At 64.4% G+C, this 23747-nt stretch carries 25 protein-coding genes and 1 tRNA gene; 16 read left to right on the plus strand and 10 right to left on the minus strand.

Translation table 11 applies throughout. The features are described 5' to 3' along the window. Positions 1 to 207: 207 nt before the first annotated feature. The 5 genes from I6F21_RS22305 (at position 208) to I6F21_RS22325 (ending at position 4533) form a co-directional block, all read left to right on the plus strand. Positions 208 to 284: transfer RNA gene (locus tag I6F21_RS22305), tRNA-Arg, on the plus strand. Positions 285 to 368: 84 nt separating this feature from the next. Next, positions 369 to 725 carry a 6-carboxytetrahydropterin synthase QueD gene (gene queD, locus I6F21_RS22310; RefSeq protein WP_225183434.1) on the plus strand — a complete coding sequence of 119 codons (357 nt, stop codon included), beginning with the start codon at positions 369 to 371 and terminating at the stop codon, positions 723 to 725. A 237-nt stretch (positions 726 to 962) separates the two neighbouring features. After that, positions 963 to 2828, plus strand: a complete 1866-nt coding sequence (locus I6F21_RS22315; RefSeq protein ID WP_225183435.1) for a tetratricopeptide repeat protein — start codon at positions 963 to 965, stop codon at positions 2826 to 2828. Positions 2829 to 2887: 59 nt separating this feature from the next. Continuing rightward, entirely contained in the window at positions 2888 to 3790 is a 903-nt protein-coding gene (locus I6F21_RS22320; protein WP_057027534.1) for a hypothetical protein, read from the plus strand. 101 nt (positions 3791 to 3891) lie between these two features. Continuing rightward, complete coding sequence (locus tag I6F21_RS22325) at positions 3892 to 4533, plus strand: hypothetical protein (RefSeq protein ID WP_146207778.1); 642 nt, start codon at positions 3892 to 3894, stop codon at positions 4531 to 4533. A gap of 90 nt (positions 4534 to 4623) precedes the next feature. Here I6F21_RS22325 and I6F21_RS22330 read toward each other — a convergent pair whose 3' ends face one another. After that, entirely contained in the window at positions 4624 to 5415 is a 792-nt protein-coding gene (locus tag I6F21_RS22330) for a phytanoyl-CoA dioxygenase family protein (protein ID WP_225140596.1), read from the minus strand. Between the two features lie 184 nt (positions 5416 to 5599). Beyond that, positions 5600 to 5926: a hypothetical protein gene (locus I6F21_RS22335; protein ID WP_036014049.1), complete on the minus strand. Its 327-nt coding sequence runs from the start codon at positions 5924 to 5926 to the stop codon at positions 5600 to 5602. Between I6F21_RS22335 and I6F21_RS22340 the strand changes: the two genes are divergently transcribed. The 3 genes from I6F21_RS22340 to I6F21_RS22350 all read left to right on the plus strand — a co-directional run bounded on the left by I6F21_RS22340 (position 5925) and on the right by I6F21_RS22350 (position 7925). Further along, a complete protein-coding gene (locus tag I6F21_RS22340; RefSeq protein WP_225174141.1) occupies positions 5925 to 6089 on the plus strand; it encodes a hypothetical protein in 165 nt (54 codons plus the stop codon). The genes I6F21_RS22335 and I6F21_RS22340 overlap by 2 nt on opposite strands. Positions 6090 to 6201: 112 nt before the next feature. Further along, positions 6202 to 6867: a class I SAM-dependent methyltransferase gene (locus tag I6F21_RS22345; RefSeq protein ID WP_036014038.1), complete on the plus strand. Its 666-nt coding sequence runs from the start codon at positions 6202 to 6204 to the stop codon at positions 6865 to 6867. A 113-nt stretch (positions 6868 to 6980) separates the two neighbouring features. Next, complete coding sequence (locus tag I6F21_RS22350) at positions 6981 to 7925, plus strand: zinc-binding dehydrogenase (protein WP_346656827.1); 945 nt, start codon at positions 6981 to 6983, stop codon at positions 7923 to 7925. Between the two features lie 30 nt (positions 7926 to 7955). Here I6F21_RS22350 and I6F21_RS22355 read toward each other — a convergent pair whose 3' ends face one another. Further along, positions 7956 to 8819 (minus strand): LysR family transcriptional regulator, encoded by an 864-nt coding sequence (locus I6F21_RS22355; RefSeq protein WP_225183437.1) that lies wholly within the window; start codon positions 8817 to 8819, stop codon positions 7956 to 7958. Positions 8820 to 8920: 101 nt separating this feature from the next. Between I6F21_RS22355 and I6F21_RS22360 the strand changes: the two genes are divergently transcribed. From I6F21_RS22360 to I6F21_RS22390, 7 genes are all read left to right on the plus strand, one after another. Then, positions 8921 to 10231, plus strand: coding sequence for an aspartate aminotransferase family protein (locus I6F21_RS22360; protein WP_225126990.1), 1311 nt, complete (start codon positions 8921 to 8923; stop codon positions 10229 to 10231). Between the two features lie 20 nt (positions 10232 to 10251). Beyond that, positions 10252 to 11862 (plus strand): gamma-glutamyltransferase, encoded by a 1611-nt coding sequence (locus I6F21_RS22365; RefSeq protein WP_225183438.1) that lies wholly within the window; start codon positions 10252 to 10254, stop codon positions 11860 to 11862. 201 nt (positions 11863 to 12063) lie between these two features. Continuing rightward, entirely contained in the window at positions 12064 to 14208 is a 2145-nt protein-coding gene (locus I6F21_RS22370; protein ID WP_225183439.1) for a GumC family protein, read from the plus strand. A 2-nt stretch (positions 14209 to 14210) separates the two neighbouring features. Then, positions 14211 to 15374, plus strand: coding sequence for a cellulase family glycosylhydrolase (locus I6F21_RS22375; RefSeq protein ID WP_225183440.1), 1164 nt, complete (start codon positions 14211 to 14213; stop codon positions 15372 to 15374). A 56-nt stretch (positions 15375 to 15430) separates the two neighbouring features. Further along, entirely contained in the window at positions 15431 to 16990 is a 1560-nt protein-coding gene (locus I6F21_RS22380) for a hypothetical protein (RefSeq protein ID WP_225183441.1), read from the plus strand. 104 nt (positions 16991 to 17094) lie between these two features. Next, positions 17095 to 17313, plus strand: coding sequence for a hypothetical protein (locus I6F21_RS22385; protein WP_036026528.1), 219 nt, complete (start codon positions 17095 to 17097; stop codon positions 17311 to 17313). Positions 17314 to 17323: 10 nt separating this feature from the next. After that, a complete protein-coding gene (locus I6F21_RS22390; protein ID WP_225114321.1) occupies positions 17324 to 17782 on the plus strand; it encodes a hypothetical protein in 459 nt (152 codons plus the stop codon). Positions 17783 to 17869: 87 nt separating this feature from the next. Here the strand turns inward: I6F21_RS22390 and I6F21_RS22395 are convergent, their stop codons facing one another. The 5 genes from I6F21_RS22395 to I6F21_RS22415 all read right to left on the minus strand — a co-directional run bounded on the left by I6F21_RS22395 (position 17870) and on the right by I6F21_RS22415 (position 20266). Then, entirely contained in the window at positions 17870 to 18298 is a 429-nt protein-coding gene (locus I6F21_RS22395; RefSeq protein WP_036014014.1) for a hypothetical protein, read from the minus strand. A 20-nt stretch (positions 18299 to 18318) separates the two neighbouring features. Then, positions 18319 to 18672: a hypothetical protein gene (locus tag I6F21_RS22400; RefSeq protein WP_074448055.1), complete on the minus strand. Its 354-nt coding sequence runs from the start codon at positions 18670 to 18672 to the stop codon at positions 18319 to 18321. Positions 18673 to 18731: 59 nt separating this feature from the next. After that, entirely contained in the window at positions 18732 to 19232 is a 501-nt protein-coding gene (locus I6F21_RS22405; protein ID WP_036041710.1) for a hypothetical protein, read from the minus strand. A 239-nt stretch (positions 19233 to 19471) separates the two neighbouring features. Further along, on the minus strand, positions 19472 to 19849 hold the full coding sequence (locus tag I6F21_RS22410) for a hypothetical protein (protein ID WP_225183442.1): 378 nt from the start codon (positions 19847 to 19849) through the stop codon (positions 19472 to 19474). Between the two features lie 72 nt (positions 19850 to 19921). Further along, positions 19922 to 20266, minus strand: coding sequence for a DUF1236 domain-containing protein (locus tag I6F21_RS22415; RefSeq protein WP_225183443.1), 345 nt, complete (start codon positions 20264 to 20266; stop codon positions 19922 to 19924). 491 nt (positions 20267 to 20757) lie between these two features. Between I6F21_RS22415 and I6F21_RS22420 the strand changes: the two genes are divergently transcribed. Beyond that, a complete protein-coding gene (locus I6F21_RS22420; protein ID WP_225183444.1) occupies positions 20758 to 22077 on the plus strand; it encodes an aminotransferase class V-fold PLP-dependent enzyme in 1320 nt (439 codons plus the stop codon). A 27-nt stretch (positions 22078 to 22104) separates the two neighbouring features. Here the strand turns inward: I6F21_RS22420 and I6F21_RS22425 are convergent, their stop codons facing one another. After that, positions 22105 to 22503, minus strand: a complete 399-nt coding sequence (locus I6F21_RS22425; RefSeq protein WP_225183445.1) for a VOC family protein — start codon at positions 22501 to 22503, stop codon at positions 22105 to 22107. A 153-nt stretch (positions 22504 to 22656) separates the two neighbouring features. Then, complete coding sequence (locus I6F21_RS22430) at positions 22657 to 23730, minus strand: M48 family metallopeptidase (RefSeq protein WP_225183446.1); 1074 nt, start codon at positions 23728 to 23730, stop codon at positions 22657 to 22659. Between the last annotated feature and the right edge of the window lie 17 nt (positions 23731 to 23747).

The raw sequence follows: 23747 nt of genomic DNA on the forward strand, positions 1-23747 counted from the left end.
ATAACCCCGGCTGGTGGTTATGGATTCCGGGCTCGCGACTTCGTCGCGCCCCGGAATGACGAAGAGAAGTGCGGAAATGCCCCAAAATACCGGCGAGCCGGACCTTGCCAATCGCGACAAGAGCGGTTAGTCAGAGCGCTCTTTCGCACCCCCTCCGGCTCCGCCGGGGGCTGCTTGCGGGCCCTGCCCGCGCTGTTTGCGAAACACGCGCCCGTAGCTCAGCTGGATAGAGCATCAGACTACGAATCTGAGGGTCGGACGTTCGAATCGTTCCGGGCGCGCCATTCTTTGCCGAAAGGTCAGGACAGGACAGCATCTGGTCGCCAGACCGGCCCGAGACCGGATGGCCATGCCGTGTGGGGAGCTGGATGAGGATATCGCAGGCGTTCAAGTTCGAGGCGGCGCATCGGCTGCCAAACGTGCCCGAGACTCACAGGTGCAGCCGGCTGCATGGTCATTCCTATCGGGTCAAGGTCCAGCTGGATGGGCCGGTTGACCCGCACACCGGCTTCGTCGCTGATTTCTTCGATATCGAAAAAAGCTTCGCCGGCATCATGGCGACGCTGGACCACCAGTGCCTGAACGAGGTCGACGGCCTCGCGAATCCGACCGCCGAGAATATCGCGGTCTGGATCTGGGACCGCTTGAAGCCCAGCCTGCCGCAGCTGTGGGCGGTCCGCGTTTATGAAACGACGGATTGCTGGGCCGAATATCAGGGGCGGTGACGACGGCCCGCTGACCCAGCGCCGGTCTCACCGACGCCATATGGGAACCCGCAGGGAAACTCTGGATCAGCCGTATGAGCGGAGTGGTGCTGCTTGCGCGCCGCCGGACGGGTCTCATTGCTCACGAATATATGAGCTGTGTTGATAACCGCATGCGGGTTGGAAGGTTTAATTTCAAGCTGGCGTAGAATGTCCGCAATGCCAGTTGTGCTTGGCCCCTGTACAGGGAAACCGTTGATGGAACGCAAGCTCGCCGCGATCATGGCCGCCGACATCGTCAGCTACAGCCTGATGATGGCCGAAAACGAGGCCTCCACCTATAAAGAGCTGCGCACGGTCTTCGACAATCTGATCGAGCCCACAGTCGCGCAGCATGGTGGACGCATCTTCAAGAAGACCGGCGACGGGTTTCTGGCGATGTTTCCCAGCGTCAACGAAGCCGTTGATGCGGGCTCTGCCATCCAGCAAGGGTTCGACAACGCCCCGTTTGAGCTGCGCATAGGCATCAACCTCGGTGATGTCATCGAGGATAATGGCGATATGTACGGCGACGGCGTTAATGTCGCCACACGGCTCGAGACGATGGCCGATCCCGGCAGCATCTTTGTTAGCGGCGCTGTCGTCATGGCCGCAGACCGCAATCGCGGCGATGTGTTCGCGCGTGTGGGCCGCAGGCGCGCCAAAAACATTCCCGACCGTCTTAACGTCTACCGGGTCCGACGCGCGCAATCCTCGTGGTCTCGCTGGCGAAAAGTCCCGCGCGTTCTACGCGGTACCGCTGCGCGCTGGTCGTATGGCGTCGCCGCCGTAGCCCTTGTCCTCATCGGCACCCAAATCCAACCGCTTTCCCTGGCGGCGATGGTCAGCCGGCTCCCGGCCGCGCTATCTTTCGACCAGACCCGCGCCGACCCGCGCCCGTCAGTTGCGGTCATGCCCTTTGCGACCATGGGCGGCGACCAGCCGTACTTTGCAGACGGGCTGACCGAGGATGTGACCACGGCGCTCGCAAGGAATTCCGAGCTTCAGATCATCGCGCGCGACTCCACCTATGCCGTGCGCGGGCAAGACAGCGATATGCGCAAGCTCGGGGCAAAGCTGGGCGTTTCCTACGTGGTGGAAGGCAGCGCGCGCCGCGAGGGAGACCGGCTTCGCGTCTCGGCGCAGCTGATCGACGTGAAATCGGGCGCGCACCTTTGGTCGCGCAGCTTCGACAGGCAGGTTGCCGACGTCTTCACCGTACAAAGCGAGCTGACCACGGAAATCGTCGCCCAGCTCGCGCCGTATATCGGCCGAAGTGAAGCCATCGCTGCCGCGCAACGTCCGACCGACAACCTCCAGGCTTACGATCTTCTGCTGCGGGCCCGTCATCGATACCGGCATGGCGTCCAGGATGCGGAAGCACTTATGGAGGCACGCGGCCTATATCAGCGCGCGCTGGAAATGGACCCGGCCTATGCCGCCGCCCGTGCGGGCTTGGCCCTCACTTACATCGCGGATGTGGCCAAGAGGTCGAGTGGTCGGGCGACAGCGCATGAGCTGGAACTAGGTCTTAGCGAAGCGCGCCAGGCTGTGCGCCTCGATCCCAATCTCTCGCTCGGCTATCAGGTGATCAGCTTCGGGCTGGCGGTGCAGGGCGATTATGCGGGCGGCTTGCAGGCCGCCAAGCGCGCCGTCGAACTGAATCCCAATGACCCGGATAGCATGATGGCATTGGCAAAAGCACAAGTCCGTTTCGGGGACTACGCGGACGCTGTTGCCAATGCCGAGCGGGCGCGTCGCCTTCATCCCATGGCACCGGAATATTACGCCTATGTGCATGGCCAGGCTCTTTACGCCGCTGATCGTCGCGATGAGTCGGCTACCGTGATCTCCGAATGCCTTGTAAGGGCGCCGCGCGATGCCAACTGCCTGCTCATCCAGGCTGCGCTGCAAGGGCGGCGCGGTGATATAGAAGCGGCGCAGCTGACGATGGCAAGCTTGGTAGGGGCCCAACCGACATTTTCGTTGGAGGCAGAGCGCTCTTATCGCCGGTTTGGCAACAAGCCGCTCATGGAGCAGTTCCTGAAGGACCTGACGGTGGCGAAGGCACCGGGGGCTGCGTAATAGGATTTTTGTTCAGTTTCATCTCGTCGGGCGCACCGTTTCGATAGTAAGTTCGTCCGATGCGCACGATCGATCATCTATTCTCCCGCTTCGTTTTATTCCTTGCCATCGCAGCCGCCCCGGTGCTTCCCGCGCGCGCGGCCGAAACCTGCCCGTTCATCAGCGCCCAGGAGCTCGCCCGGGCGATGCCGGCGCTGAAATGGTCGCTGATTTCGAACCAGGACGGCCGCGGCTGCATCTACCAGGCCGGGCGCGGCGACACGATGATGCTCTCCGTGTTCCGCAATCCCGACAAGGACCGCGCCAGGGAATTGTACGCGACCTTCGTCAAGACGCTTGGCGAACGCATGCCGCTGAGCGCAGTGTCCGGAATCGGCGACGAGGGCCAGGGTGGAACGAGCGCGGCGGGCGCGGAACGCCAGGAGGCCTCGGTCGTCGCCCTGTCCGGCGATTACATCCTGCAGATCAGCGTCTATCCGATCGGCCGGCGCGCCGATGATGCGCTGCTCGCGCCGATCACTGAGGCCGCGCGCGTTGCCGTCGGCAATGTGAGCAGGAGCAGCGAGCGGTTCGGCAATTGCGAGTGGCTCACGGCCGCCGATGCCGACGGCTTTCTCGACAACGGCACGCTGACGGTGCAGCGGACCGGGGCAGGCAGCTGCATGATGTTCGATCGTGAGGCCAACACCATGACCGTCGCGGTGATCACGACCTCGCGCGATACCGCCATCGGCATGATGAAGCGTGCAGGGCCATGCACGCACGTGGCGATCCCCGAGCTCGGCCGCGAAGCCTTCGGCGAGCATTCCTGCACCAAGGGCAACGGCAACGCCGTCCACATCCATGTCTGGAAGAACGGCCGCCAGGCTTCGATCCTGTTCGCCCCGGTCAAGCCGCATCCGCAGTCCGGCTCGGTCGAGCGCCTGAAGGCGGTTGCCGCGCGGGTGTATGGGAAACTGTGACGACGGTGGTCGGAGTCACACTTGCGTCGCGCAATTCTGGATTGCGTTTGCCGCGGGCGCAGCTATCGTCCCACACCGCACGGTCTGCTGGAAAGCCCTTGATGTCTAAGCGTCGCACATGCTCCGCAGCCAGTGACTTGATCTGTGTCGCTGCCGCGCTGCTGCTATCAGCCCTCACCGCCGATGCCCAGGAGGCACAGTGGTCTCCGTTGTGGGATGCCTTGACGAAGCGGTCTGACGCAAAGGTGGTTGATGGCGTCAATGACAAGGGCAAGGCGACGCGACGTATAGATCTCTCCTCGGGGGTGTCCTTCTTTTTGGAGCGCGATGGCGACCGGATCATGAGTACCGGGTTCGACAATAGCGGACGCGGAGCCGTGCAATGCAGTTGGGAGATTTATGTCGGGGTTCGAGCCTACACCGAAGTTTGCCAGCCGAGCGAAGATCAAGCCTTTGAAGCCGATCTGGACGATGCGATAGCTCGCATGAACGAGTTCATCGTTGAGAACAGCATCGTTCCCGTGACCAAATCGGAGCTTCAGGATGCCATTCGGCAACGTAAGCAGCACGTCGGGGACGTCGTGCGCGGGCAATCCGACGACGATCGCCGCAAGCTGTGCGAAGCCAACCCTATTCGTCCCATGAGCATTGCATTGCGGTCCGCTTCGCACGACTTGCGAGTTTCAACTTTGAACACGCTCTTGTCCGTCAAGCGACCACCGGTGAAAAATCCGTGCCTTTGAGCGTGCCGCTGCCGGCGTGATGCGGTTTCGCAAACGACACAAGGCGACAGCAACATCCGGGACCGCCCAGCGGCCCCGGATGCCATCCGCCTACACCGTCAGCCCGCAAGCCCGCCGGATCGCGATCTGAATCGGCGAAGGTGGCAGCGCCGGATCGAATTCGCGCTTCGGCAGCAGCGGAGGCTGTGCCATGAAGCGCGGCTCTTTCCCGCGGTGGGGTTGCGCGGCATGAACCAGGAACGGGTGGCACAGATAGACGGTGCCTGGCTTGCCGGTCGCAAGTTCAACCTCGCGATCCCTTGTCGACGCCCAGTCGCCGGCAGCAAGTTGCCGGAGCGTTGCGCCCGCCTCGCCATGGGGCAGTAGCTCCCGCGCGATGGCCGCATGCGAGCCTTTCCGGATTCGCGTGGGCGCATCATCGTTTCCGACGTCCGAGAACAGGAAGAGCATCAGCAGCGCACGGCCGCTGCTCTTCACATTGGCACGCCATTCCATGAAGTCGGCATGGGCTGTGCCAAAGCTCATGTCCACATGCCAGCCATCGTCGCCTGGCGATTGCGATGACGGGAAGCGGATCGGAAAGGTTCCGAGGCCCCTGGGCGCAAGCCAGCGTCCTTCGCCGGCGAGCTGATCATAGGCCTTGTGCAGACGCGGCGTGTTCGCGGCTTCAATGAAGGGGGGCGTCGCTTTGGCGCCGACTCGGACAACGGGCTGGGTCCAATGTTCGGGCTCGTCCGGCGACAGGCCGATATCCGCCCACAGCTCGTCCCTGCATTGCTTGGCAAGGTCGGTGCTGAAGGCATTCTCGAGTTTGACGAAACCGTCGTCGATGAAGGTCTGGACCTGACGGGGCGTCAGGCCAACCTGTTCGGTCTTGGGCATTGCACATCTCTCCGTTCGGCTACCGCAGCGCGCGTAGCCGTTTGATCTGAGTGGCGCAGGAGCGCCGGAACGACGTTCTGCCGTTCAGATCAGCGGGAAGAATGTGGAGATGAACTTCATGGCGGGAACGTATAGCGCGGCGGAGCGCGGAATCAAGACACGGACAAGCGGATGAGCGAGGCCTTCACCGCAGGCCCTGCTCGTCGATCAGGATGCGGTGGATCTCGATGCGCTCCGGCAGCTCGATCAGAAACTCCGCGTCGCGCGCGAGATGATGGACCTTGGTCGGCTCGCCCTTGGTGAAAGCCGTCATGGCTGCGATGTCCGCCCAATAGGAAATGGTGGTGAACCACGTCTCCTCGTCGCGGTCCTCGCGCAGTTGCTGCACACCGAGCGCGGTCTTTCGCAGCGGCGGGATGCCCTCGGCTTGCAGATAGGCCTGGTAGGCGTCGGCGAGGTCGCGGCGGGTACGGCCGCGCCAGACGCGGGCGATGGTCGGCTTGGTCGGCATGGCAGGATTCTCCTCGCTGCCGAACGCCGTGCGGCGCATCTCGTTCCAGCGTCGCCATGTCACGGCCGCCGGCAGCCGCGGCTGGAACCTGGCGCTTGGTCGGCACTGGCGATTCATCGGCCGGATCTTGACCGGCGCCGCGGCAGCATTTCCACATCATTGATCTGAAACAATGATGGTCTTCGCGACAAATGCTAGGGCCAGTCGCAGGTCACGTGCGAGGCTCCCCAGGCCGGTCAAGACAATCTCCGCGCGTGATGAAATCCGAGGGCTCAATGGGACGACTGCTGAATATCGTAACGCCGCTGCACACTGCGACCAAGCGCGACTACATGGGCCGCATGAACGACGACAAGATCGGCTGCTCGCTGAAGGCGCGGGAGTACGAGGCCGATTACTGGGACGGCGATCGCCGTTTCGGTTATGGCGGCTACCGCTTCATCGAGGGGCGCTGGGCCCCCGTCGCCAAGGCGCTGATCGAGACCTATGGCCTGAAGGACGGGTCGAGCGTGCTCGACGTCGGCTGCGGCAAGGGTTTTCTGCTGTACGAGATGCAGAAGATCCTGCCGGGTCTGAAGGTCACCGGCTTCGACATTTCCAAGCATGGTCTTGCCAATGCACACGAGCAGGTGAAGCCGTATCTGTTCAACTATCGCGCCCAGGACGTCTATCCCTATGGCGACGACAGCTTCGACCTCGTCATCTCGCTGGGCACCCTGCACAATCTCAGGCTCTACGAGCTCGAGGCCGCGCTCAAGGAGATCGAGCGGGTCGGCAAGAACAAATACGTCATGGTCGAGGGCTACCGGAACGTCACCGAGCTGCACAACCTCGAATGCTGGGCGCTGACGGCAGAATCCATCCTGCACACCTCGGAATGGATCTGGCTCTACGGCAAGCTTGGCTACACCGGCGATTACGAATTCATCTATTTCGAGTGACCGGGCGCGCGACCCATGGACATCAAGACTGCAAAGGCCGCGATCCTCGTCGAATCCGGCAAGCCGCTGATCGTCGACGAGTTCAATCTGCCCGACAGGCTCGAGCACGTCAGGTGCTCGCCCATGTGCACACGTCGAGCATTTGCGGCGCGCAGATCAACGAGATCGACGCCGTCAAGGGCGTCGACAAGTTCCTGCCGCACCTGTTGGGGCACGAGGCGCTGGCGACCATCGTCGAAACCGGACCCGGCGTCGTCTCCTGCAAGCAGGGCGACACCGTCGTCATGCATTGGCGGCCGGGCAAGGGCATCCAGTCCAACACGCCGGTCTATTCCTGGCGCGGCAAGCGCCTCAATGCGGGCTGGGTCACCACCTTCAACGAATATGCCGTGGTGTCGGAAAATCGCGTCACGCCCGTTCCTGATACGATCGACCGCACCAGTGCGCCGCTGCTCGGCTGCGCGGTGACGACCGCGCTCGGCGTCGTCAACAACGATGCGCAGATCGCCATCGGCGAAGCGGTCGTCGTATTCGGTGTCGGCGGCGTCGGATTGAACATCGTGCAATTCGCCGCGATGGTCGGCGCCTGGCCGGTCATTGCGATCGACCGCCTCGACAACAAGCTGGCCATGGCGAAGGATTTCGGTGCCACCCACATCATCAATTCCGAGACTGTGAAGGATGTGGCCGCCGAGGTCCGGTCCATCACGGGGGCCGACGGCCCCGACAAGGTCGTCGAGACCACCGGCGTCAAGAACCTGATCGAGCTCGCCTACGAGATCACCGCCAAGAAAGGCCGCTGCATCCTCGTCGGCGTGCCCCGCGAGAAGGCCGAGATCTATACCCTGCCGTTGCACTTCGAGAAGGTGCTGAAGGGCTCGGAAGGCGGGCAATGCCAGCCCGCGCGCGATATCCCGCGCCTGGTGCGACTCAGCGACGCCGGCAAGGTGAGCTACCGCGGCATCGTCACCCACGAGTTCGCGCTCGACGACATCAACGACGCCCTGGATCTGATGCGCAGCGGCACATCGGGACGGATCCTCCTGAACATCAGCTGAGCGCTGCGCTCGCCGCGCACGCGCCGGTCACTAATCGATCTCCGCCTTGGTCTTCAGTCCGGGCAACACGGTGCGTACGTGCTCGGCCAGCGTCGTCGCCAGCAGCGAGGGCTTCGCCTCCGAGAATTCGAGCGCGATGCCGATGGTCGGAAGCAGGGGCAGTCCGGCCGAGACGACGTGAAGATCGAACGGAACGGCGGTTCGTGTCAGGACGCTGATCGCATGACCGGACCGCGCTATCGCGATCAGGCCGGCGAGGCTGTTGCTCGCGTAGGCGACCCTGTAGCGCCGATTGACCGCGTCCATCGCGGCGCAGGCGGCGCGGTAGTCCAGGCTCATCGGCGCCGCCAGCGCCAGCGGCAGCACATCCTGCGTCAGTATTTTCGGTTCGGCCTCGTTCGCGACCCAGACGAAGCGCTCCTCCCGGATCACCTCGCGCGCTCCGGCATCGGACAGCGAGACCAGCGCCATGTCGATCTGGCGCCGCGCCAGCATCGGGCGCAGCTCGGAGGTCGGTGCGCAGACCATGCGCAGCTCGACATTGGGATGCAGCGCGCAGAACCCCTTCAGCAGCGCCGGCAGGAAAGCGATCGAATAGTCCTCCGGGCAGCCCAGGCTCAGCGTCCCTTTGAGACTCTCGCCGCTCATGTCGGCGAGAATCTCGTCGTGCTGCGCCAGCAGCATCTCGGCGTGGGCGAGCAGTTTCTCGCCGGCCGCGGTCAGTCTCATGCCGGATCCGCTGCGGTGAAACAGCGGCTGCGTGATCGTCTGTTCCAGCCGTTGCATCTGCATGCTGAGCGCGGACTGTGTCCGGCCAATCTGCAAGGCCGCCAGGCTGATCGAGCCGGTGCGGGCCACGACGACGAAATTCCTCAGAAGGGTGAGATCCAGCATCGACATCAGGAAGATTGATATCCAGATTGAATTATATCAATTAGCCTGAAGTCAAATTCTTGACTAGAGGTCGGACGTCCCCCAAGCGAGAGGTGGCTGTCATGACCTTGAACGCTGATTCCGATTTCTGGGCGTCCGCCAACACGCATCTGACCCGCTATGGGCCGAGTTTCGAACCCGTCATCATCGAGCGTGCGGCCGGCAGTTTCGTCTACGACGCCGACGGACGCGCCATCCTCGACTTCACCTCGGGTCAGATGAGCGCCGTGCTGGGGCACACGCATCCCGACATCGTTGCTACGGTCGCACGGCAAATGGATGCGGTCGCTCATCTCTTCAGCGGCATGCTCTCGCGTCCGGTGGTGACGTTGGCCGAGCGTCTCGCTGCGCTTGCGCCCGGTCTCGACCGCGTGCAGCTGCTGACGACAGGCGCGGAAGCCAATGAAGCGGCGATCCGGATGGCCAAGCTCGTCACCGGCCGGCACGAAATCGTCGCCTTCGCGCAAAGCTGGCACGGCATGACCGGCGCGGCGGCGTCGGCGACCTACAGCGCGGGCCGGCGCGGTTATGGGCCGGCCGCGGTCGGATCGTTCGTCATTCCCGCGCCGAACGCCTATCGGCCGCGCTTCAGGAACGTCGACGGCAGCAACGACTGGCAGACCGAGCTCGACGATGCGTTCGCACTGATCGACAGCCAGTCGACCGGTAGTCTGGCGGCCTTCATCGCCGAGCCGATCCTCTCCAGCGGCGGCATTCTGGAACTGCCGCTCGGCTATCTCGCGGCCTTGAAGCAAAAATGCGAGCAGCGCGGCATGCTGCTGATCCTCGACGAAGCTCAGACCGGAATCGGCCGCACCGGGCACATGTTTGCCTTCGAGCGTGACGGCGTGGTGCCTGATATTCTCACGCTGTCGAAGACGCTCGGCGCCGGTCTGCCGCTCGCCGCGGTCATGACGACAAAGGCCATCGAGCAGACCGCGTTCGAGCGCGGCTTCCTGTTCTACACCACGCATGTCTCCGATCCCTTGCCCGCCGCGATCGGCGTCACGGTGCTCGACGTTGTCGCGCGCGACGGGTTGGTGGCGCAGGCAACCGCCAGGGGCAACAGGCTCCGGGATGGATTGCTGTCGCTGCAGCAAAAGTTCGAATGCGTCGGTGACGTCAGGGGCCGCGGGCTTCTGCTTGGTCTTGAAATCGTCGTCGACCGGCAGTCCAAGACGCCGGGGTTTGAACTCGGCGCGCGGATCATGGAGGAGACCATGCGTCGCGGTCTCAGCATGAACATCGTCAAGTTGCCCAGCATGGGCGGCGTATTCCGCATCGCGCCGCCGCTCACGGTGTCCGAGGCCGAAATCGATCGCGGTCTCGAGATCATGTCGGAGGCGATCCAGGCTGCTGCGACGACGCACTGATCGGGGAAGGCCTTTTCCGGATGCAACTCGCCAGGACATATGGGCGTCCGACGCTGTTCTCGCGGCACGGCATGGTCGCCGCCGCGCATCCTCTCGCGGCACAGGCCGGTGCACGAATCCTGATGCAGGGCGGCAATGCGTTCGATGCGGCCGTCGCCACGGCGGCCGCCCTCAACGTGGTCGAGCCGTTCATGTCGGGGCTTGCCGGGTTTGGACTGGCCACGATCTGGGTGGCGATCGAGCAGCGCATTCGCGTGCTCGACTTCGCGCCGCCGATGCCCGCAAGCTTCCCGGTCGGCAGATACACCAGCAGATTCGAGCTCGAGCGCGGTCCGCAGGCGGCCTCGACGCCCGGCAATCTCGCGGGCTGGTGCGAGCTGCTCTCGCGCTATGGACGCAAATCGCTTCCAGACGTCTTTGCGCCGGCGATCACGCTGGCGCAGGGCGGCTTTGCGCTCTCGGACTTCGGTGTTGATGAGATCAACGAGCAGGTGCCGCTGCTCGAACCCTGGCCGGACCTGCACGCCGCACTGGTCAGGAACTATCTCCCGGATGGAATGCCGGTGAAGCTCGGCAGCATCGTCGCGCAGCCTGATCTTGCGCAGACTCTTGCCGAGATCTCCGACTTGGGGCCCGAGCATCTGTATGGCGGCAAGCTCGGCCGGCGGATCGTGGACTATCTCGCCACGCTCGGCGGCAGCCTGACGCTGGACGATGTCATCGCCGTCAAGCCGCATTGGTTCGATCCCCTGACCGTGTCCTATCGGGGGCTCGAGCTTCACGTCCCGGCGCAGCAATGCGGCGGCTTCCAGTTCGCCCTGACCCTCAAGATCCTTGAAGGCTTTGACCTCGGGCGTCTGCCGAAGGACGGCGCCGATCATCTCGACACGGTCTATCGCGCGATCCGTCTCGCCGCCGGCGAGCGCATCGCCCATGGCAATCTGGGACCGGATCAAGCCGCTGGAGCAATGTCCGAGGCGACGATCGCGCGGCTTCGCCAGCGTGTGAGCGACGGCCGCCCGATCACGGGCCCGACAGAGCAATGGATGCCGCAGGATCGTGCCGATCCCGGCCACACCACCTCGTTCTCAATCGCCGACACCGAAGGCAATCTGGTCTGCATGACGCAAAGTCTCGGCAGCCCGTTCGGCAGCGGCGTCGTGGTGCCGGGGACTGGCGTTTGCCTCAACAATCATCTGCATTGGGCCGACGTGCAGCCGGGAAGCCCGAACCTCGCCAAGCCGGGCGATGCGTTGCCGGTGACACTGGCACCGTCGATTGCGACGCGCGGTAGCCGCCCGGTGCTCGCGCTGGGGACGCCCGGCAGCTACGGCATCCCGCAAACCCAGGCCCAGGCTTATGTGCAGCACATCGAGTTCGGCCTTCCGCTGCAGCAGGCGATCGAGGCGCCGCGTTCACGGCTGTGGGACGGCCGCTTCATTCAGGCGGAGAACCGCATCGCGCCGGAGACCATCGCCGAACTGAAGCGCCGCGGCCACGAGATCGAGATCCTGGACACCGAATGGACCATGCTCTGCGGCGGCATGCAGGCCGTCGCGCTCGATCCGGTAACCGGCGTGATGACGGGTGCCGCCGATCCGAGGCGGGACGGGTATGTCATCGCCTTGTGAGCGGTCTGCACATCGAGGCGAGCGCAGGCAGGCGCCGCCGATGTGCGCCGCGCCTGAATGGCTGGCCGCGTCGCGTTAACGAATCGTTCACCGCCCAAGACCATCCCAGCCCGGCCCAGCCGTAACCGCCGGTTAACCATGGATACTTACGGTGTAGCAAGCCTCAGAGCTATGACTGTCAGTTGATTTCGAGTCCAACCCATGGCGTTCGGTAGCCGCGCATCTCCGCGAAGCATCGCCCCGACGGAGCAAGCGGCTTCGTGGGAAGCGCCGCGCGCTGCGAAGGCGAAGCCTGACGGCGCCTCGCCGGGACTGACCAAGGGATCGCTGACCGTCTCCGGGACGCTGTCCTTTCTGCGCGAGAACGGCCGGCGCATTCTGACGCTGGCGCTGGCGCTGTTCGCCCTCGGCGTCGTCGCCCTGATGGTGCTTCCGGTCCGCTATGCCGCGACGGCCCTGGTCGTGCTCGATCCGCGCGAGCTGCGCGTGACCTCGGAGCAGGACGTGCTGCCCGGCATCGGCCAGGATGCCGCGGCGCTGCAGAGCCAGATCGAGATCGCCAAATCCGACGGCTTCCTCCGCCCCCTGATCGAGCAGCTCAAGATCGCGGACGACGAAGACATCGCGGGCGGTTATACCGACATGACGCGCCTGCTCGAAAGATTCCGCAACCGCCTCGAGATCACCCGGCGCGGGCTGACCTACGTCATCGCGATTTCCTTCACCTCCAACCGGCCGGATCGCGCCGCCTACTACGCCAATGCCATCGCCGAGGCCTTCGTCGCCAGCCAGGGCCGCGTCCGCACCGAGGCGACGGACGAGGCGGCCGGCTGGCTCCAGGACCGGCTGAAGACGCTGAGCGAGCGCCTGCGCGCGTCGGAAGACGCCGTCGCCGCCTTCCGGCTCGAGCACAACATCGTCAATGCCGGCAAGGAATCCACCACGCAGCAATTGCGGGTGACCGACCTGACCCAGCAGGTCTCCGCCGCCCGCGCCCGCACCGAGGAGGCCAAGGCGCGCTACGAGCAGGTGCAGCGCGACGTCAAGGCCAATGTCGAAGGGCCGGTGAAGCAGGATCTCCTCAGCATGCTGCGCGCGCAGCGCTCGGCGCTGAACGACCAGATCGCGCAGAAGAAGGCGGTTTATGGCGACCGCCATCCCGACCTTGCGATCTCCTACAGCCAGCTGGCGGATATCAACCGGCAGATCGAGATCGAGCGGAAGAAGAACATCGATACGGCCAAGTCCGAATATGAGGCTCAGCTGGAGCAGCAGAACGCGCTGGAAAAGCAGCTCAAGGCGGTCGAGACCAAGATGCTGCGCGACGGCCAGGCGCTGGTGAAGCTGCAGGAGCTACAGCGCGACGCCGATGCCAACCGCAACATCTACGAGCAGTTCCTGTCGCGGTTCAAGACCACCAATGAGCAGCGTCAGCTGCAGGCGTCCCAGACCAAGATCGCCTCAATTGCCATTCCGCCGTTGCGCTCGACGCGTCCGCCGCTCGCCTTGCTGCTCGCGGCGCTGGCGATCGGCTCGCTGCTGACGTCGACCGCCGCCGTTGCGGTGACGACGAGCCTGTCCGCCGACAAGCCCGAATCCGTTGAGGCGCCTGTCTCACGTGAAGCGGAGGAGACGCCCAACCGGCAAGTTTCCCCTCCTGCCGCCGCCGCGCGCCCAGCCGAGGCGATGCCCCGCCTTCCTGTCTGGGCCCGCATCCCCGAGCTGGCGCCAGGAGGCGGGATCAACACGGTCTGGCAAAGACCGGTCAGCGCGTCGGCCGAGCTCGATCTCGGCCCCCACTTACGGCCGCTGCTCGAACGCATCGACCGCGTGCCGGTGCGCGGCTGCAAGGTCGCGCTGGTCTTGTCGGTCGGTAAGAGCGCCGGCGGCAACACGGTGGCGCGCTCCCTCAATCGCGCCGCCGTCAACCGCGGCATGATGAGCGCGCTGATCCGGCTCCAGCCGGAATTTGCAGGCTCCCAGCCGCCGGTGACCGAATGGCAGGACGGCTCGACCACGGCGGGACTTCAGTCGATCGACGAGTTGCTGAGTGCCGGCCGGAAGCCCGATGCGCGGCCCGAGGACGATATCCGCTCGGAGTTCGACCTGATCGTGGTACACGCCGGCAATCTCGCCTTGCAGCCCGACGCCATTGCGCTGGCCGCGCATGCCGACCTGATCGTTCTGGTGGCGCGCGCCGGCGAGCTTGGTTCGTCGGCGATGCGCAGAGTGACCGCGGCGCTGTCGAGATACGCGGCGGTGCCGACCGGCCTCGTCGTCAATCACGTGCCCGCTGATTCAATGGTGGCTCAGCCCGACGGTGGCGCTTTGGGCCTTGCGGTGTGACGATGACAGCCTTGCGCTGCCGTCTGCTGGCTGCGGCGATGCTGTTGTCGATCTCGTTCGGCCGTCCGGTATTCGCCGAGGATTGCGTGCCACTGCCGTCGACGGTTTCGCCCGGGCGGCTGGCCGCCCTCTCGCGCGGCTTCAACGCCGACGGTTGGATCAACGGTGCGCCACCGAGCCGCGCGCTGCTGCAGCAGCTGCGCAAGGCGGGCATGAGCCATGTCCGCCTGCCGGTGCCGGCGGAACGCGTGATGCCGCGCTTTGCCGCAAAGGACGAGCGCGAGGCGACGCTGCGCGTGCTAGACGGCGCGTTGAAGCAGCTGACCTCGCTCGGCTATTCCAGCTCCGTCGACCTTCATCCGGGCGAGCGCTTCAATCGCCTGCACAAGGATGATCCGGATGCAGCGATGGGCGAGATGCAGGAGGCCTGGCGCGCGCTTGCTGGGGTCATTCGGTCATATCCAGCCGATCTAGTCTTCGCCGAGTTGCTCAACGAACCCGATATCGAAGCGGACCGATGGCAAAAGGAGGTCGAGGCGCTCGCCGCCTTCGTTCGCCGGTTGCTGCCCGCCACCACGCTCATCGTCGGCCCGGTCAACTGGCAGCGCGCGGACTCGCTGCCGCGGTTTCGCCCGCTGGCGGACCCTGACGTCGTCTACGCCATCCATTTCTACGACCCAATGGTGTTCACCCATCAAGGCCATTGGGACGCGCGCGATCCGCTGCACGACATCATGGATCTGCCTTATCCGATCAATGCCGGCGATCCCAAGGTTCAGGCGCTTCGGCAGGATTTGCAGGCTAGGGCCGCGGTCAAGGCGCTCGCCATGCTCGATACCGCGATTGCCGCCGCCAGGGACAAGCCGGGGGCCGATCGCTGGCTCGCGCCCGCGCTCGCATGGCAGCAGCAATTTTCGCGGCCGATCGTCGTCAATGAGTTCGGCGTGTTGAAAGCCGGCGCCCCCCGGCAGAGCCGGTTGCGCTGGCTGGCGGAGGTCACTGCCTATGCCCGCGCGCATTGCTGGGGCTGGGCGCATTGGGAATTGGCGCAAGGCTTTGGCCTTGTCGATGCCGCAACCGGCAAGCCCGATCCCGACGTGATGCGGGCGCTGCTCGGCGCGCCCGTCCGGCCTGAACGGGCTCGCGCCACGCGCCGTGATCGTTAACGGATCCTTACCCCTCGCGCGGCTATCGTGTCCGGCGCGATGGCAAAGGACGATTGATGAGCGCCGGGTACTCACCGCAAGGCCAGAGCGTGCAGGCCGCGCCGCCACCTCCGGCCTGGCGCGAGTTGACCGCGACCTTCTGCATCGCCATCGCGGCGATCGGCTCTGCGCCGGTTCTGCACCTCGCCAATCCCGCGCTGGCCATCACCATCGAGGTCCTGATCGGCATCGCCATCGTCGTTGCGGTCCCGACGTCGGCGCCGGCCGTCGCGATCTTCGTCCTGTTTTTCCAGAACCTGTTTGTCTCCGTGCTGTCGCCGCTGGTGCCGCTGCCCTCCGATCTCGACTTCATCAAGGGCTACAATTTCCTGCTCTGCTCCGTGATGTGGCTGGCGACGTTCGGGCTTTACGTGCTCGGCCGGAGGAGTCAGTCGAGGGAAATCAATCAGATCATGCGCTGGGGCGTCGTCACCCTCGCCGTCGTCTCGCTCTATTTCGCGATCGGCTTCGTCCAGGACGGGCAGCCGGCGGCGGTCTATTTGCGCAACATCGTTCTGCCGCTGTTTCTGTTTCAGCTGTCGCTCCTGACCGCGGCAACCTTTGAGGTGCGCATCACGCCGTTCCTGGTCGCGCTAGCGGTCATCCTCATGCTGTGCGGCTATGTCGAACTCGTCTTGCGCGATGTCTGGCTGGCCGTCACCAACGGCCATACGTTCTGGGGCTTCGACGAGCTCAAGGCGACCCATTCCGGCGTCTGGGAAACCCAGATGCGGCAGACCGGCAACGTGCCCGTCACACTCAAGGATCGTTTCAGCTTCGATTTCCTGAACACGCCCTTGCTCGAAGGCTTCGGCCTGTCGAAGATGCTGCGCATTCACGGCCCGAACATGCACCCGATCAGCTTCGCCTACGGGATCGGCTTTCTCGCCCTGTTCCTGTTCTCGGTCGGACGCCCGCTGCTCGCCCTGGCAGCCCTGCCGCTGCTGGTCTTCTGCAGCGTGAAGGGAGCGCTCATCACCGTCGTCTTCGTGGCTGCGGGCTGGATCGGGACTCGCCTCATCGGTGCCGTAGCGACATTGCTGCTGGGGTTCGCCGGCATGATCGCCTTTGCGATCCTGGCGATCCGCATCGGCCTGCAGATCGGCGACTATCACGTCATCGGCCTGATGGGCGGCCTCGACGGATTCGTGCAGAGACCTTACGGCCGGGGCCTCGGCATCGGCGGCAATTTGTCGGACAGCTATTTTTCGATCGATTGGAGCGCTGCGCAGGCGGCCGGCACGATCGACGGCGCGGTCGAAAGCGCGATCGGCGTCCTCTTGTACCAGATGGGCATTGCGGCCTTCGTGCCGCTGGCCTTCTATTTCGCGATGGCGCTCAAGGCCTGGCGCCTCTACGCGTCGTCGGGATATCTGACGCAGGGCCTCGCCGGCTTCGGCGTGCTCGTCGTTCTGCTCAACGGATTATTTCAGGAAGAGGCCCTGTTCGCGCCGCTCGCGCTGGGCCTGATGCTCTCGCTCGCCGGTCTCGTCATCGGCAGCCATGCGAGGGTGCAGAGCGTTGCAAACGAGGATGCCGAGCCCGCTCGGCTCACCGGCTACCAGCCGGCTGCGTGAGCTGCCGACCTGCCGACGGTCCAGTACTCGGGACCGTGCCCATCCAGGAACTTCCGTTTTTTCCCGGCGTTGAACACGACCCGCACAAGCGGCCGACGCACGCGATGAAGAATTTTTCCAACGCCGAATTTTCTCCCGAGGTGATCGAGATCATGACGACCGCGCTGGAAGCTGCCGTTGCGACCCTGCCGGATCCCGTGCATTCCTCGCATGTCAACGCGCTCGCCGAATCCATCCTGCGCACCGCCGGCGCTGGCGAGCGGGACGTCTCCAACCTGCAAAGGATGGCCTTGATGGAGCTGCAACTGGCGCCGCGCAAATGACGAGGCGGACATGAAGACATTGCTTGCCGCAATCATCGCGCTCTGTGCGACATCCTCGATCGCCTCGGCAAGCGGCTGGAGGACTTACCGCATACCGGAATCCGGAACGTCGGTCGACATTCCCGCCGCGATCTTCACCGAACCGGCCGGCAAGCCTGACGGATATGGGCAGCATTTCCGCAGCTCCGACGGCAATGCCGACTTCACCGTTCAGGCCGTCGAGAACCGGCAAGGTCTGTCGCCGGCCGAATTCCTCGCCAGCAAGAATCCGCCGACGGGGATCATCTACAAACGGATCAGCTCGAACTTCTTCGTGGTCTCGAGCATCAAGCGCGACAAGATCTGGTACAACCGCTGCAATTTCGCGCGCGGCTACGTGCACTGCGTTCTGATCAACTACCCGGCCGCCCAGAAGCGGCGATGGGATGCCGTCGTCACCCGGATCAGCCACAGCCTGCGTGGTGGCTGAGCCGGCTCGCAAGACGGAAGGTCGCAAACGGAAAAGCTGCCCGGGCCAAGCCGGGCAGCAGGTGGTGAGGAATAGAGCCGCGCGATGCTAGCGCGCCGTCGTCGTCGTCCTCGACATGGTCGGCTTCGAGCCCGGCACATGCGACATCGTCTTGGTGGTCGAGCCGACTTGCTCGCCGGCCTTGACCTTGGTGCGGGTGTGCGAGCGGCTGAACGTGCCGCCATCATGGGCTTGCGCGCGAGCGTTGGAGTTCATCACCGGACCGTTGCCCTTGTTCATGCTGACGCCGGTCTTGGTCTTGCCGTCGACGGTAGCGGCGCTTCCGCCGGCGGCGATCGAGGAGCCGGTGCGGCCCGTCGCCGAGGTGGACGTGCCGCCGGTGCCGACGGTGGAGGCGGAGGTGCCGCCTGCTGCAGCCGAGCCGCCGCTGCCGCCGGTGATGCTGGTCTGCGCCAGCGATGGTGAAGTGGCGGCAAGCAGAAGCGCGACCGCCGAGGTCGTAACGAGCGTTCTCATGATTCAATCCTTTCTGTACCCTAAGGCGACGAGGTCGAGATCGTGCAGCCGTTGACGGTGATGGTGCTGGCGCTGGTGGAGCCGGGCCCACCCGCCGTCGACGAGGAGCTCGAGACGTGGCCGCCGCCCGCTTGCACATTGACCGACGATCCGCCGGCAGAGCTCGAGCTCGACAGCGAGCCGCTCGATGCGGTCGAGCCCGTCGTGCCTGAACCCGATGCGCCCGCGGCCGTGATGCTGCCGTCCGCATGCTTCACCACCGTCACCTTGCACGTCTCGCCCGACGCCGTCTTGCCGGTCTTTTCCATGGTAGCCGCCTGAGCTGCGCTAAACGTCAGTGCCAACGCTGCGATCGCAATGATTGATCTGTTCATGCGAGTTCTCCTCCAACAAAGACGAAGGAGCGGCATCGCTGCCGCTCCTGGTCAAGGCACTAGTTCTTGTCCTTCTTCCACTCGTCCTTGTTATGGCCCTTGCCCTTTTCGAGGCCCATGTCGCTGGCGTGGCTACCGGACTTGCCGTCGCCCATGCCGGGCGATTTCGACGAACCGGACTGGCCAACGGTCGAGCCGCCCGCAGCCGAGCCGCCAGTGCCGACGCTGGATGAGCTCTTGCCATCGCCCGCCGATGAACCACCGGTGCCGAGCGTCGAGGCCGAGCCGCTGCCCGAGCCACTGCCGGCCGCCGATCCGCCGGTGCCGACGGTCGAAGAGCTGGTGCCGCCGCCGGCCGACGAGCCGCCGGTGCCGAGCGTCGATGCAGAGCCCGACCCGCTGCCGCCAGCTGAAGAGCCACCGGTGCCCACCGTCGAAGAGCTGGTGCCGCCGCCGGCCGATGAACCGCCGGTGCCGATCGTCGAGCTCGATTGCGCAACGGCAAGCGCCGTGCCGGCCAGCAGCGCGGCCGCAGCCGCAGAGAGCTTCAGGATCCTCATTTCCATTTTCCTCCAGGGTTTCCAAAAATCAGATCGCCAATCAGGCACGGGATAAATTGGCAATCGCGCAAACGTTCCTTGTGTCCGACACGTTGACGCGTTGATACGATCTGAGATAGTTCCGCGACGCGCGGCGCATGGTCATTCATTCATCTGGCGTTCATCTCTGCCGCGCGCCACAGCTGTAGATTCCTGTTAGCTGCGATCGCGAGGCTCCAGCTCTCAGAATGCTCCGACCGTCACCAGACGCGTGGAGAGGCGAGAGGAAGCCGCGCGGCATTCCGATTTGAATGCAGACCGGCTGCTCGCGCCGTGCCGCGTCGAGATGCCGGTGTGACGTCCGGTTTTCTGGTTGCAAGCATCGCCAACGCGTTGCTTGCACCGGGATCCGGCGACTCGGCGGCGAGCAGGGGAGTGGAGATCGTGGTGGCGATCCGAGTCGATGTGTCGAAGATGATTCTTTCAGGCAGCGCCCGTGCGGAGTGGATGCGAATGCTGGTTCGCGCGACGTCCGGGCCGGCAGCGCGCTCCGCGGCCTGCGGCAGAGAGCGATCCAACAGGAAGAGCAACGCCACGGCTAAAATGCTTGCAAACACGAAATATCGGACGATCGGCATCAGGCGCTACCGCAAACGAGCTGTCGAAAGAATGCACGGGCGGGCCGCCTCGACGACCCGCCGTGCGGCGGTTTAATCAATCTCCTGGACGACCATGCGGCTGCCGGGATCGACCAACATCACGCGGTTGCCCGAATAGACGTAGCGGTATTTGGTGAGCGAGGGACCCCAGTCACTCGGCACGGCTGCGAGCTCGACGTCGCTCGGCACGGGCGAACCGACGACGATCTTTTCGCGCGTTTCGACCGGACGGATCTTGCGCTCGGTGACGTAGGACCGGATCTTGGTGCGGGACTCCGGTTCGATCTGCACGGCCGCGCCGTGCCCGGCCCCGGTCGTCGTGGTGATGGTGGTTTGCGCCATCGCGCCCGTCGACACGAGCAGAGCGGCGGCCGAAATCAACATGAGCTTCTTCATTGCGTTCTCCCTCGCCGCTGCATGCGGCGCTGCAATGAACTCGCCATCGGCTGCGCCGTTCCGGGGAAACCCGGAACGTTTGCCGTTTTTTCCCGTTCTCTCACCGGGAGCACTCAACTGGAGGAGAGGAAAATGCCTGTGTTGATTCTTTGGGCGGTACCCGCGCTCATCGTCCTGGGCGGCGGCATCTATCTCATCGGCTACCTGCAATGAATGTGAAGGTTCCGGTTTCCGGACAAAGGAAGAAACCGGACCTCACATCCGCTCGCGCGCGTCGAGGCCGGTGCTCCGGCCGCGCCGTCGCCATCGGCTTCCGATCATCGCATTGTCACGCTCCGGTCATCTCCGCTGCATCGTCCGTTGCTCTTGTCCCGCGCGCCAGAGCCTGCTTCGTCCGGTGACGTCGGAACGGAGCTCTGGATCGTCGTTTGGCGTTTTCGCGATGCGATCCCGACGCCGCTTCGCTCGAAAACGCTTTGGGGAGAGCTGACATGCAACTGATCAGGACGTTTTCAGCGGACCGCCGCGCGATGCTCAAGGGCCTCGCGGCAGCAGCCGTGGCGCCGCTTGCGGGGCCGGCCTTTGCCGCCGAGGGACTTCCGCCGCAGCCGACCGGCTCAGTGGCTGCCATCGCCACCGACAAGTCCTATTGGGCGGCCGTGAAAGGGCTCTATGCCGTGACGCCGGACATCGTCAATTTCGAGAACGGCTATTGGGGCATCATGGCCGAGCCCGTGCGGCGCGAGTTCATCCGCCAGTCCGACATGGTCAATTATCAGAACACCTATTACGCGCGGCTGCGTGCGGGTGCGGATTTCGAGGCGGTGCGCACCAAGGTGGCGGAGGCGGTCGGCGCGCTTCCAGCTGAGATCGCGCTCACCCGCGGCGCCACCGAAGCGCTCCAGCTCCTCATCGGCGGCTACAACAGGCTGAAGCCGGGCGACAGCGTGCTCTATGCCGATCTCGATTATGATTCGATGCAATATGCGATGAACGCGCTGAAGGCGCGCCGTGGCGTCGAAGTGGTCAAGTTCGACGTGCCGGAGCCCGCCACCCGCCAGGCTGTGCTCGACGCCTATGCCCGCGCCATCGAGGCGAACCCGAAGACGAGGCTTTTGCTCCTGACCCATGTCAGCCACCGCACCGGCTTCGTCATGCCGGTCGCCGAGATCGCCCGCATGGCCAAGGCCAAAGGCATCGACACGATCGTCGATGCCGCCCATTCCTGGGGACAGCTCGACTTCCGGGTGAGCGAGCTCGAGGCCGATTTCGTCGGCTTCAATCTGCACAAATGGCTCGGCGCGCCGCTCGGCGTCGGCTTCCTCTACATCAGGAAGGATCGCCTCGCCGCCATCGACCGCAACATGTGCGACGAGGATTTTCCGGAAAGCGATATCCGCTCGCGGGTGCATACCGGCACGGTCAATTTCGCCACGATGCTGACGGTGCCCACGGCGCTGGCGCTGCATCAAGAGATCGGCGCGGCGGCGAAGCAAGCGCGCCTGCGCCACTTGCGCGATTATTGGGTGAGCCGCGTCCGCGGCTTCAAGGACATCGAGATCCTGACGCCGGATGAGGCCGGCTCATATGGCGCGATCACGTCGTTCCGCCTCGCCGGCAAGACCGGCAAGACCGACAACGAGGCCATCGTTGCGAAGCTTCGGGACAGCTACCGGATCATGACGGTGCGCCGCGCCGGCGTCGCCAAAGGCCAGTGCATCCGCGTGACTCCGGCGCTCTTCACCGACGAGGCCGATCTCGACCGCCTCGTCGAGGCGCTGGCCGTCATCACGGGGACGAAGACGGGGTGAGCGTCGCGGAAGCGGCGTCGTCGGGCGTCAACTGCGGCTGGAGGGCTGGATGAGGTCCCAACGGTTGCCGCACAGATCCTCGAAAACCGCGACGACGCCATAGGCCTCGTGCCGCGGCGGCCGGACGAAACGCACGCCGGCGGCAACCATGCGCGCATGATCGCGCTCGAAATCATCCGTTTCCAGGAAGAGGAAAACGCGCCCGCCGGTCTGGTCGCCGATGCGCGCCGTCTGCGCCGGCCCGTCTGCTCGCGCCAGGAGCAGGCCAGAACCAGGATTGCCCCGCGGCCGCACCACCACCCAGCGCTTGCCGCCGCCGAGCGGCGTGTCCTCGCAAAGCTCGAAATCCAGAGCGCGCGTGAAGAAGGCGATCGCTCCATCATAGTCGGCGACCACGAGACTGACGAGTGACAGACGCTGATTCATCGCGCGACCCGGCGAATGGCGGCAAGCTCGCTGTGGAGGAGACAGGATAGCATAACACTGTCCAGCTCGCGTGATCCTGCCGCCGGTCCCAAGAGCTAGCACGGACACACGAAGATCGTCGAGCAATTGTTCGCTCGGCCAGAGCCCGCACGTTCATCTGCCGACGCTGACCCACTCCTGGACCTTCTTCCGCCATTCCTCATCGAATCGTAAGGTGAGTTGGTTGGCAGCGTCCGGTGAGAGAAGTTGGTCAACCGCGGACATTTGTATCTCGCCAACGTCAGGTACGTCGATGTATCCGAGGCTGGCCAACCGCTGGCCAAAAGGCGGATGTGTCGAATCGGGATCGTGCTGGCGGCTCAGACTGGCGACGGCGGCGGTCATGAATCCGGGCGCTCTTATAGCTGGAATCTGATCTAAGATTCGCACGAATGGCGGCGATGGCGCCTTGATTGCGCCGAGCACCTCCTTCTGCAGGGGAGCGAAGACGAGATCGGCCAGACGTGCTCCACAAACCTCCATCATCACCAGCGCGCGTGCCATCTCCTCGCGTCCAACCTGCTCGGCCGCTTCCAGATCGGCGGCAAGCTCGTTCTCCCGTGACAATGCCTTGTATTCCTTCTCCAGCCTTTCGAGCAGGGAATGGAGTAGGATGCGAGCAATGTATCCGGTAATCGTGTGCTCCGGATCGGCGTAGAAGAAAACGTTCTCCGCAGCCGCCATGAAATCGGCGAGGTTGGTGCCTCCCGAAGTGTGCCGAAGCCGGGCGTGCGCCACTTCATGAGCGATAACGGCACGAACCGATCGCTGGTCCAGGATCATCAACAATGGCAGACCAATGGTCATCGTGACATGCTGCCCGAACACGCCCGCATACCGGCTTTCTTCCGAGATCGAAGCGTTGAAATCGGTGTCGACCAGCAGAGTGCGGTTCGATCTGACAAAACTGCGATCGAGCTCCCTCCATGCGGCCCAAAGCCCCGGGGCGGTCTGTTCGTCGGCTTCGAAACCGCCATGCTTGCGCGAAGGCAGGAACAGGAGCCCAATTGCGAGTGCTATGGTGGCCATGGAGCTTGTGAACACAATCGGTGCCGTGGCCAGCGCCGCAATCGTGTAGCGGTCCATGATCATCAGCCAGATGGCGAGAATCGTGCATGCCAGCGCGACGACGGGAAGCACCGCATAGCGACCAAGGCGCAAGACGATTTGCAGAATAAGGCGTTTCATCCGCGTTTCGGCCGCGG

The sequence above is a fragment of the Bradyrhizobium sp. NBAIM03 genome, from assembly GCF_020194055.1.
Taxonomy (GTDB): domain Bacteria; phylum Pseudomonadota; class Alphaproteobacteria; order Rhizobiales; family Xanthobacteraceae; genus Bradyrhizobium; species Bradyrhizobium yuanmingense.

What these genes read in the sequence shown, in the direction of transcription:
- queD (WP_225183434.1), top strand. Translation starts at nt 369, where the DNA reads ATGAGGATATCGCAGGCGTTCAAGTTCGAGGCGGCGCATCGGCTGCCA.
- I6F21_RS22315 (WP_225183435.1), top strand. Translation starts at nt 963, where the DNA reads ATGGAACGCAAGCTCGCCGCGATCATGGCCGCCGACATCGTCAGCTAC.
- I6F21_RS22320 (WP_057027534.1), top strand. Translation starts at nt 2,888, where the DNA reads ATGCGCACGATCGATCATCTATTCTCCCGCTTCGTTTTATTCCTTGCC.
- I6F21_RS22325 (WP_146207778.1), top strand. Translation starts at nt 3,892, where the DNA reads ATGTCTAAGCGTCGCACATGCTCCGCAGCCAGTGACTTGATCTGTGTC.
- I6F21_RS22330 (WP_225140596.1), bottom strand. Translation starts at nt 5,415, where the DNA reads ATGCCCAAGACCGAACAGGTTGGCCTGACGCCCCGTCAGGTCCAGACC.
- I6F21_RS22340 (WP_225174141.1), top strand. Translation starts at nt 5,925, where the DNA reads ATGGCAGGATTCTCCTCGCTGCCGAACGCCGTGCGGCGCATCTCGTTC.
- I6F21_RS22335 (WP_036014049.1), bottom strand. Translation starts at nt 5,926, where the DNA reads ATGCCGACCAAGCCGACCATCGCCCGCGTCTGGCGCGGCCGTACCCGC.
- I6F21_RS22345 (WP_036014038.1), top strand. Translation starts at nt 6,202, where the DNA reads ATGGGACGACTGCTGAATATCGTAACGCCGCTGCACACTGCGACCAAG.
- I6F21_RS22355 (WP_225183437.1), bottom strand. Translation starts at nt 8,819, where the DNA reads ATGCTGGATCTCACCCTTCTGAGGAATTTCGTCGTCGTGGCCCGCACC.
- I6F21_RS22360 (WP_225126990.1), top strand. Translation starts at nt 8,921, where the DNA reads ATGACCTTGAACGCTGATTCCGATTTCTGGGCGTCCGCCAACACGCAT.
- I6F21_RS22365 (WP_225183438.1), top strand. Translation starts at nt 10,252, where the DNA reads ATGCAACTCGCCAGGACATATGGGCGTCCGACGCTGTTCTCGCGGCAC.
- I6F21_RS22370 (WP_225183439.1), top strand. Translation starts at nt 12,064, where the DNA reads ATGGCGTTCGGTAGCCGCGCATCTCCGCGAAGCATCGCCCCGACGGAG.
- I6F21_RS22375 (WP_225183440.1), top strand. Translation starts at nt 14,211, where the DNA reads ATGACAGCCTTGCGCTGCCGTCTGCTGGCTGCGGCGATGCTGTTGTCG.
- I6F21_RS22380 (WP_225183441.1), top strand. Translation starts at nt 15,431, where the DNA reads ATGAGCGCCGGGTACTCACCGCAAGGCCAGAGCGTGCAGGCCGCGCCG.
- I6F21_RS22385 (WP_036026528.1), top strand. Translation starts at nt 17,095, where the DNA reads ATGAAGAATTTTTCCAACGCCGAATTTTCTCCCGAGGTGATCGAGATC.
- I6F21_RS22390 (WP_225114321.1), top strand. Translation starts at nt 17,324, where the DNA reads ATGAAGACATTGCTTGCCGCAATCATCGCGCTCTGTGCGACATCCTCG.
- I6F21_RS22395 (WP_036014014.1), bottom strand. Translation starts at nt 18,298, where the DNA reads ATGAGAACGCTCGTTACGACCTCGGCGGTCGCGCTTCTGCTTGCCGCC.
- I6F21_RS22400 (WP_074448055.1), bottom strand. Translation starts at nt 18,672, where the DNA reads ATGAACAGATCAATCATTGCGATCGCAGCGTTGGCACTGACGTTTAGC.
- I6F21_RS22405 (WP_036041710.1), bottom strand. Translation starts at nt 19,232, where the DNA reads ATGAGGATCCTGAAGCTCTCTGCGGCTGCGGCCGCGCTGCTGGCCGGC.
- I6F21_RS22410 (WP_225183442.1), bottom strand. Translation starts at nt 19,849, where the DNA reads ATGCCGATCGTCCGATATTTCGTGTTTGCAAGCATTTTAGCCGTGGCG.
- I6F21_RS22415 (WP_225183443.1), bottom strand. Translation starts at nt 20,266, where the DNA reads ATGAAGAAGCTCATGTTGATTTCGGCCGCCGCTCTGCTCGTGTCGACG.
- I6F21_RS22420 (WP_225183444.1), top strand. Translation starts at nt 20,758, where the DNA reads ATGCAACTGATCAGGACGTTTTCAGCGGACCGCCGCGCGATGCTCAAG.
- I6F21_RS22425 (WP_225183445.1), bottom strand. Translation starts at nt 22,503, where the DNA reads ATGAATCAGCGTCTGTCACTCGTCAGTCTCGTGGTCGCCGACTATGAT.
- I6F21_RS22430 (WP_225183446.1), bottom strand. Translation starts at nt 23,730, where the DNA reads ATGAAACGCCTTATTCTGCAAATCGTCTTGCGCCTTGGTCGCTATGCG.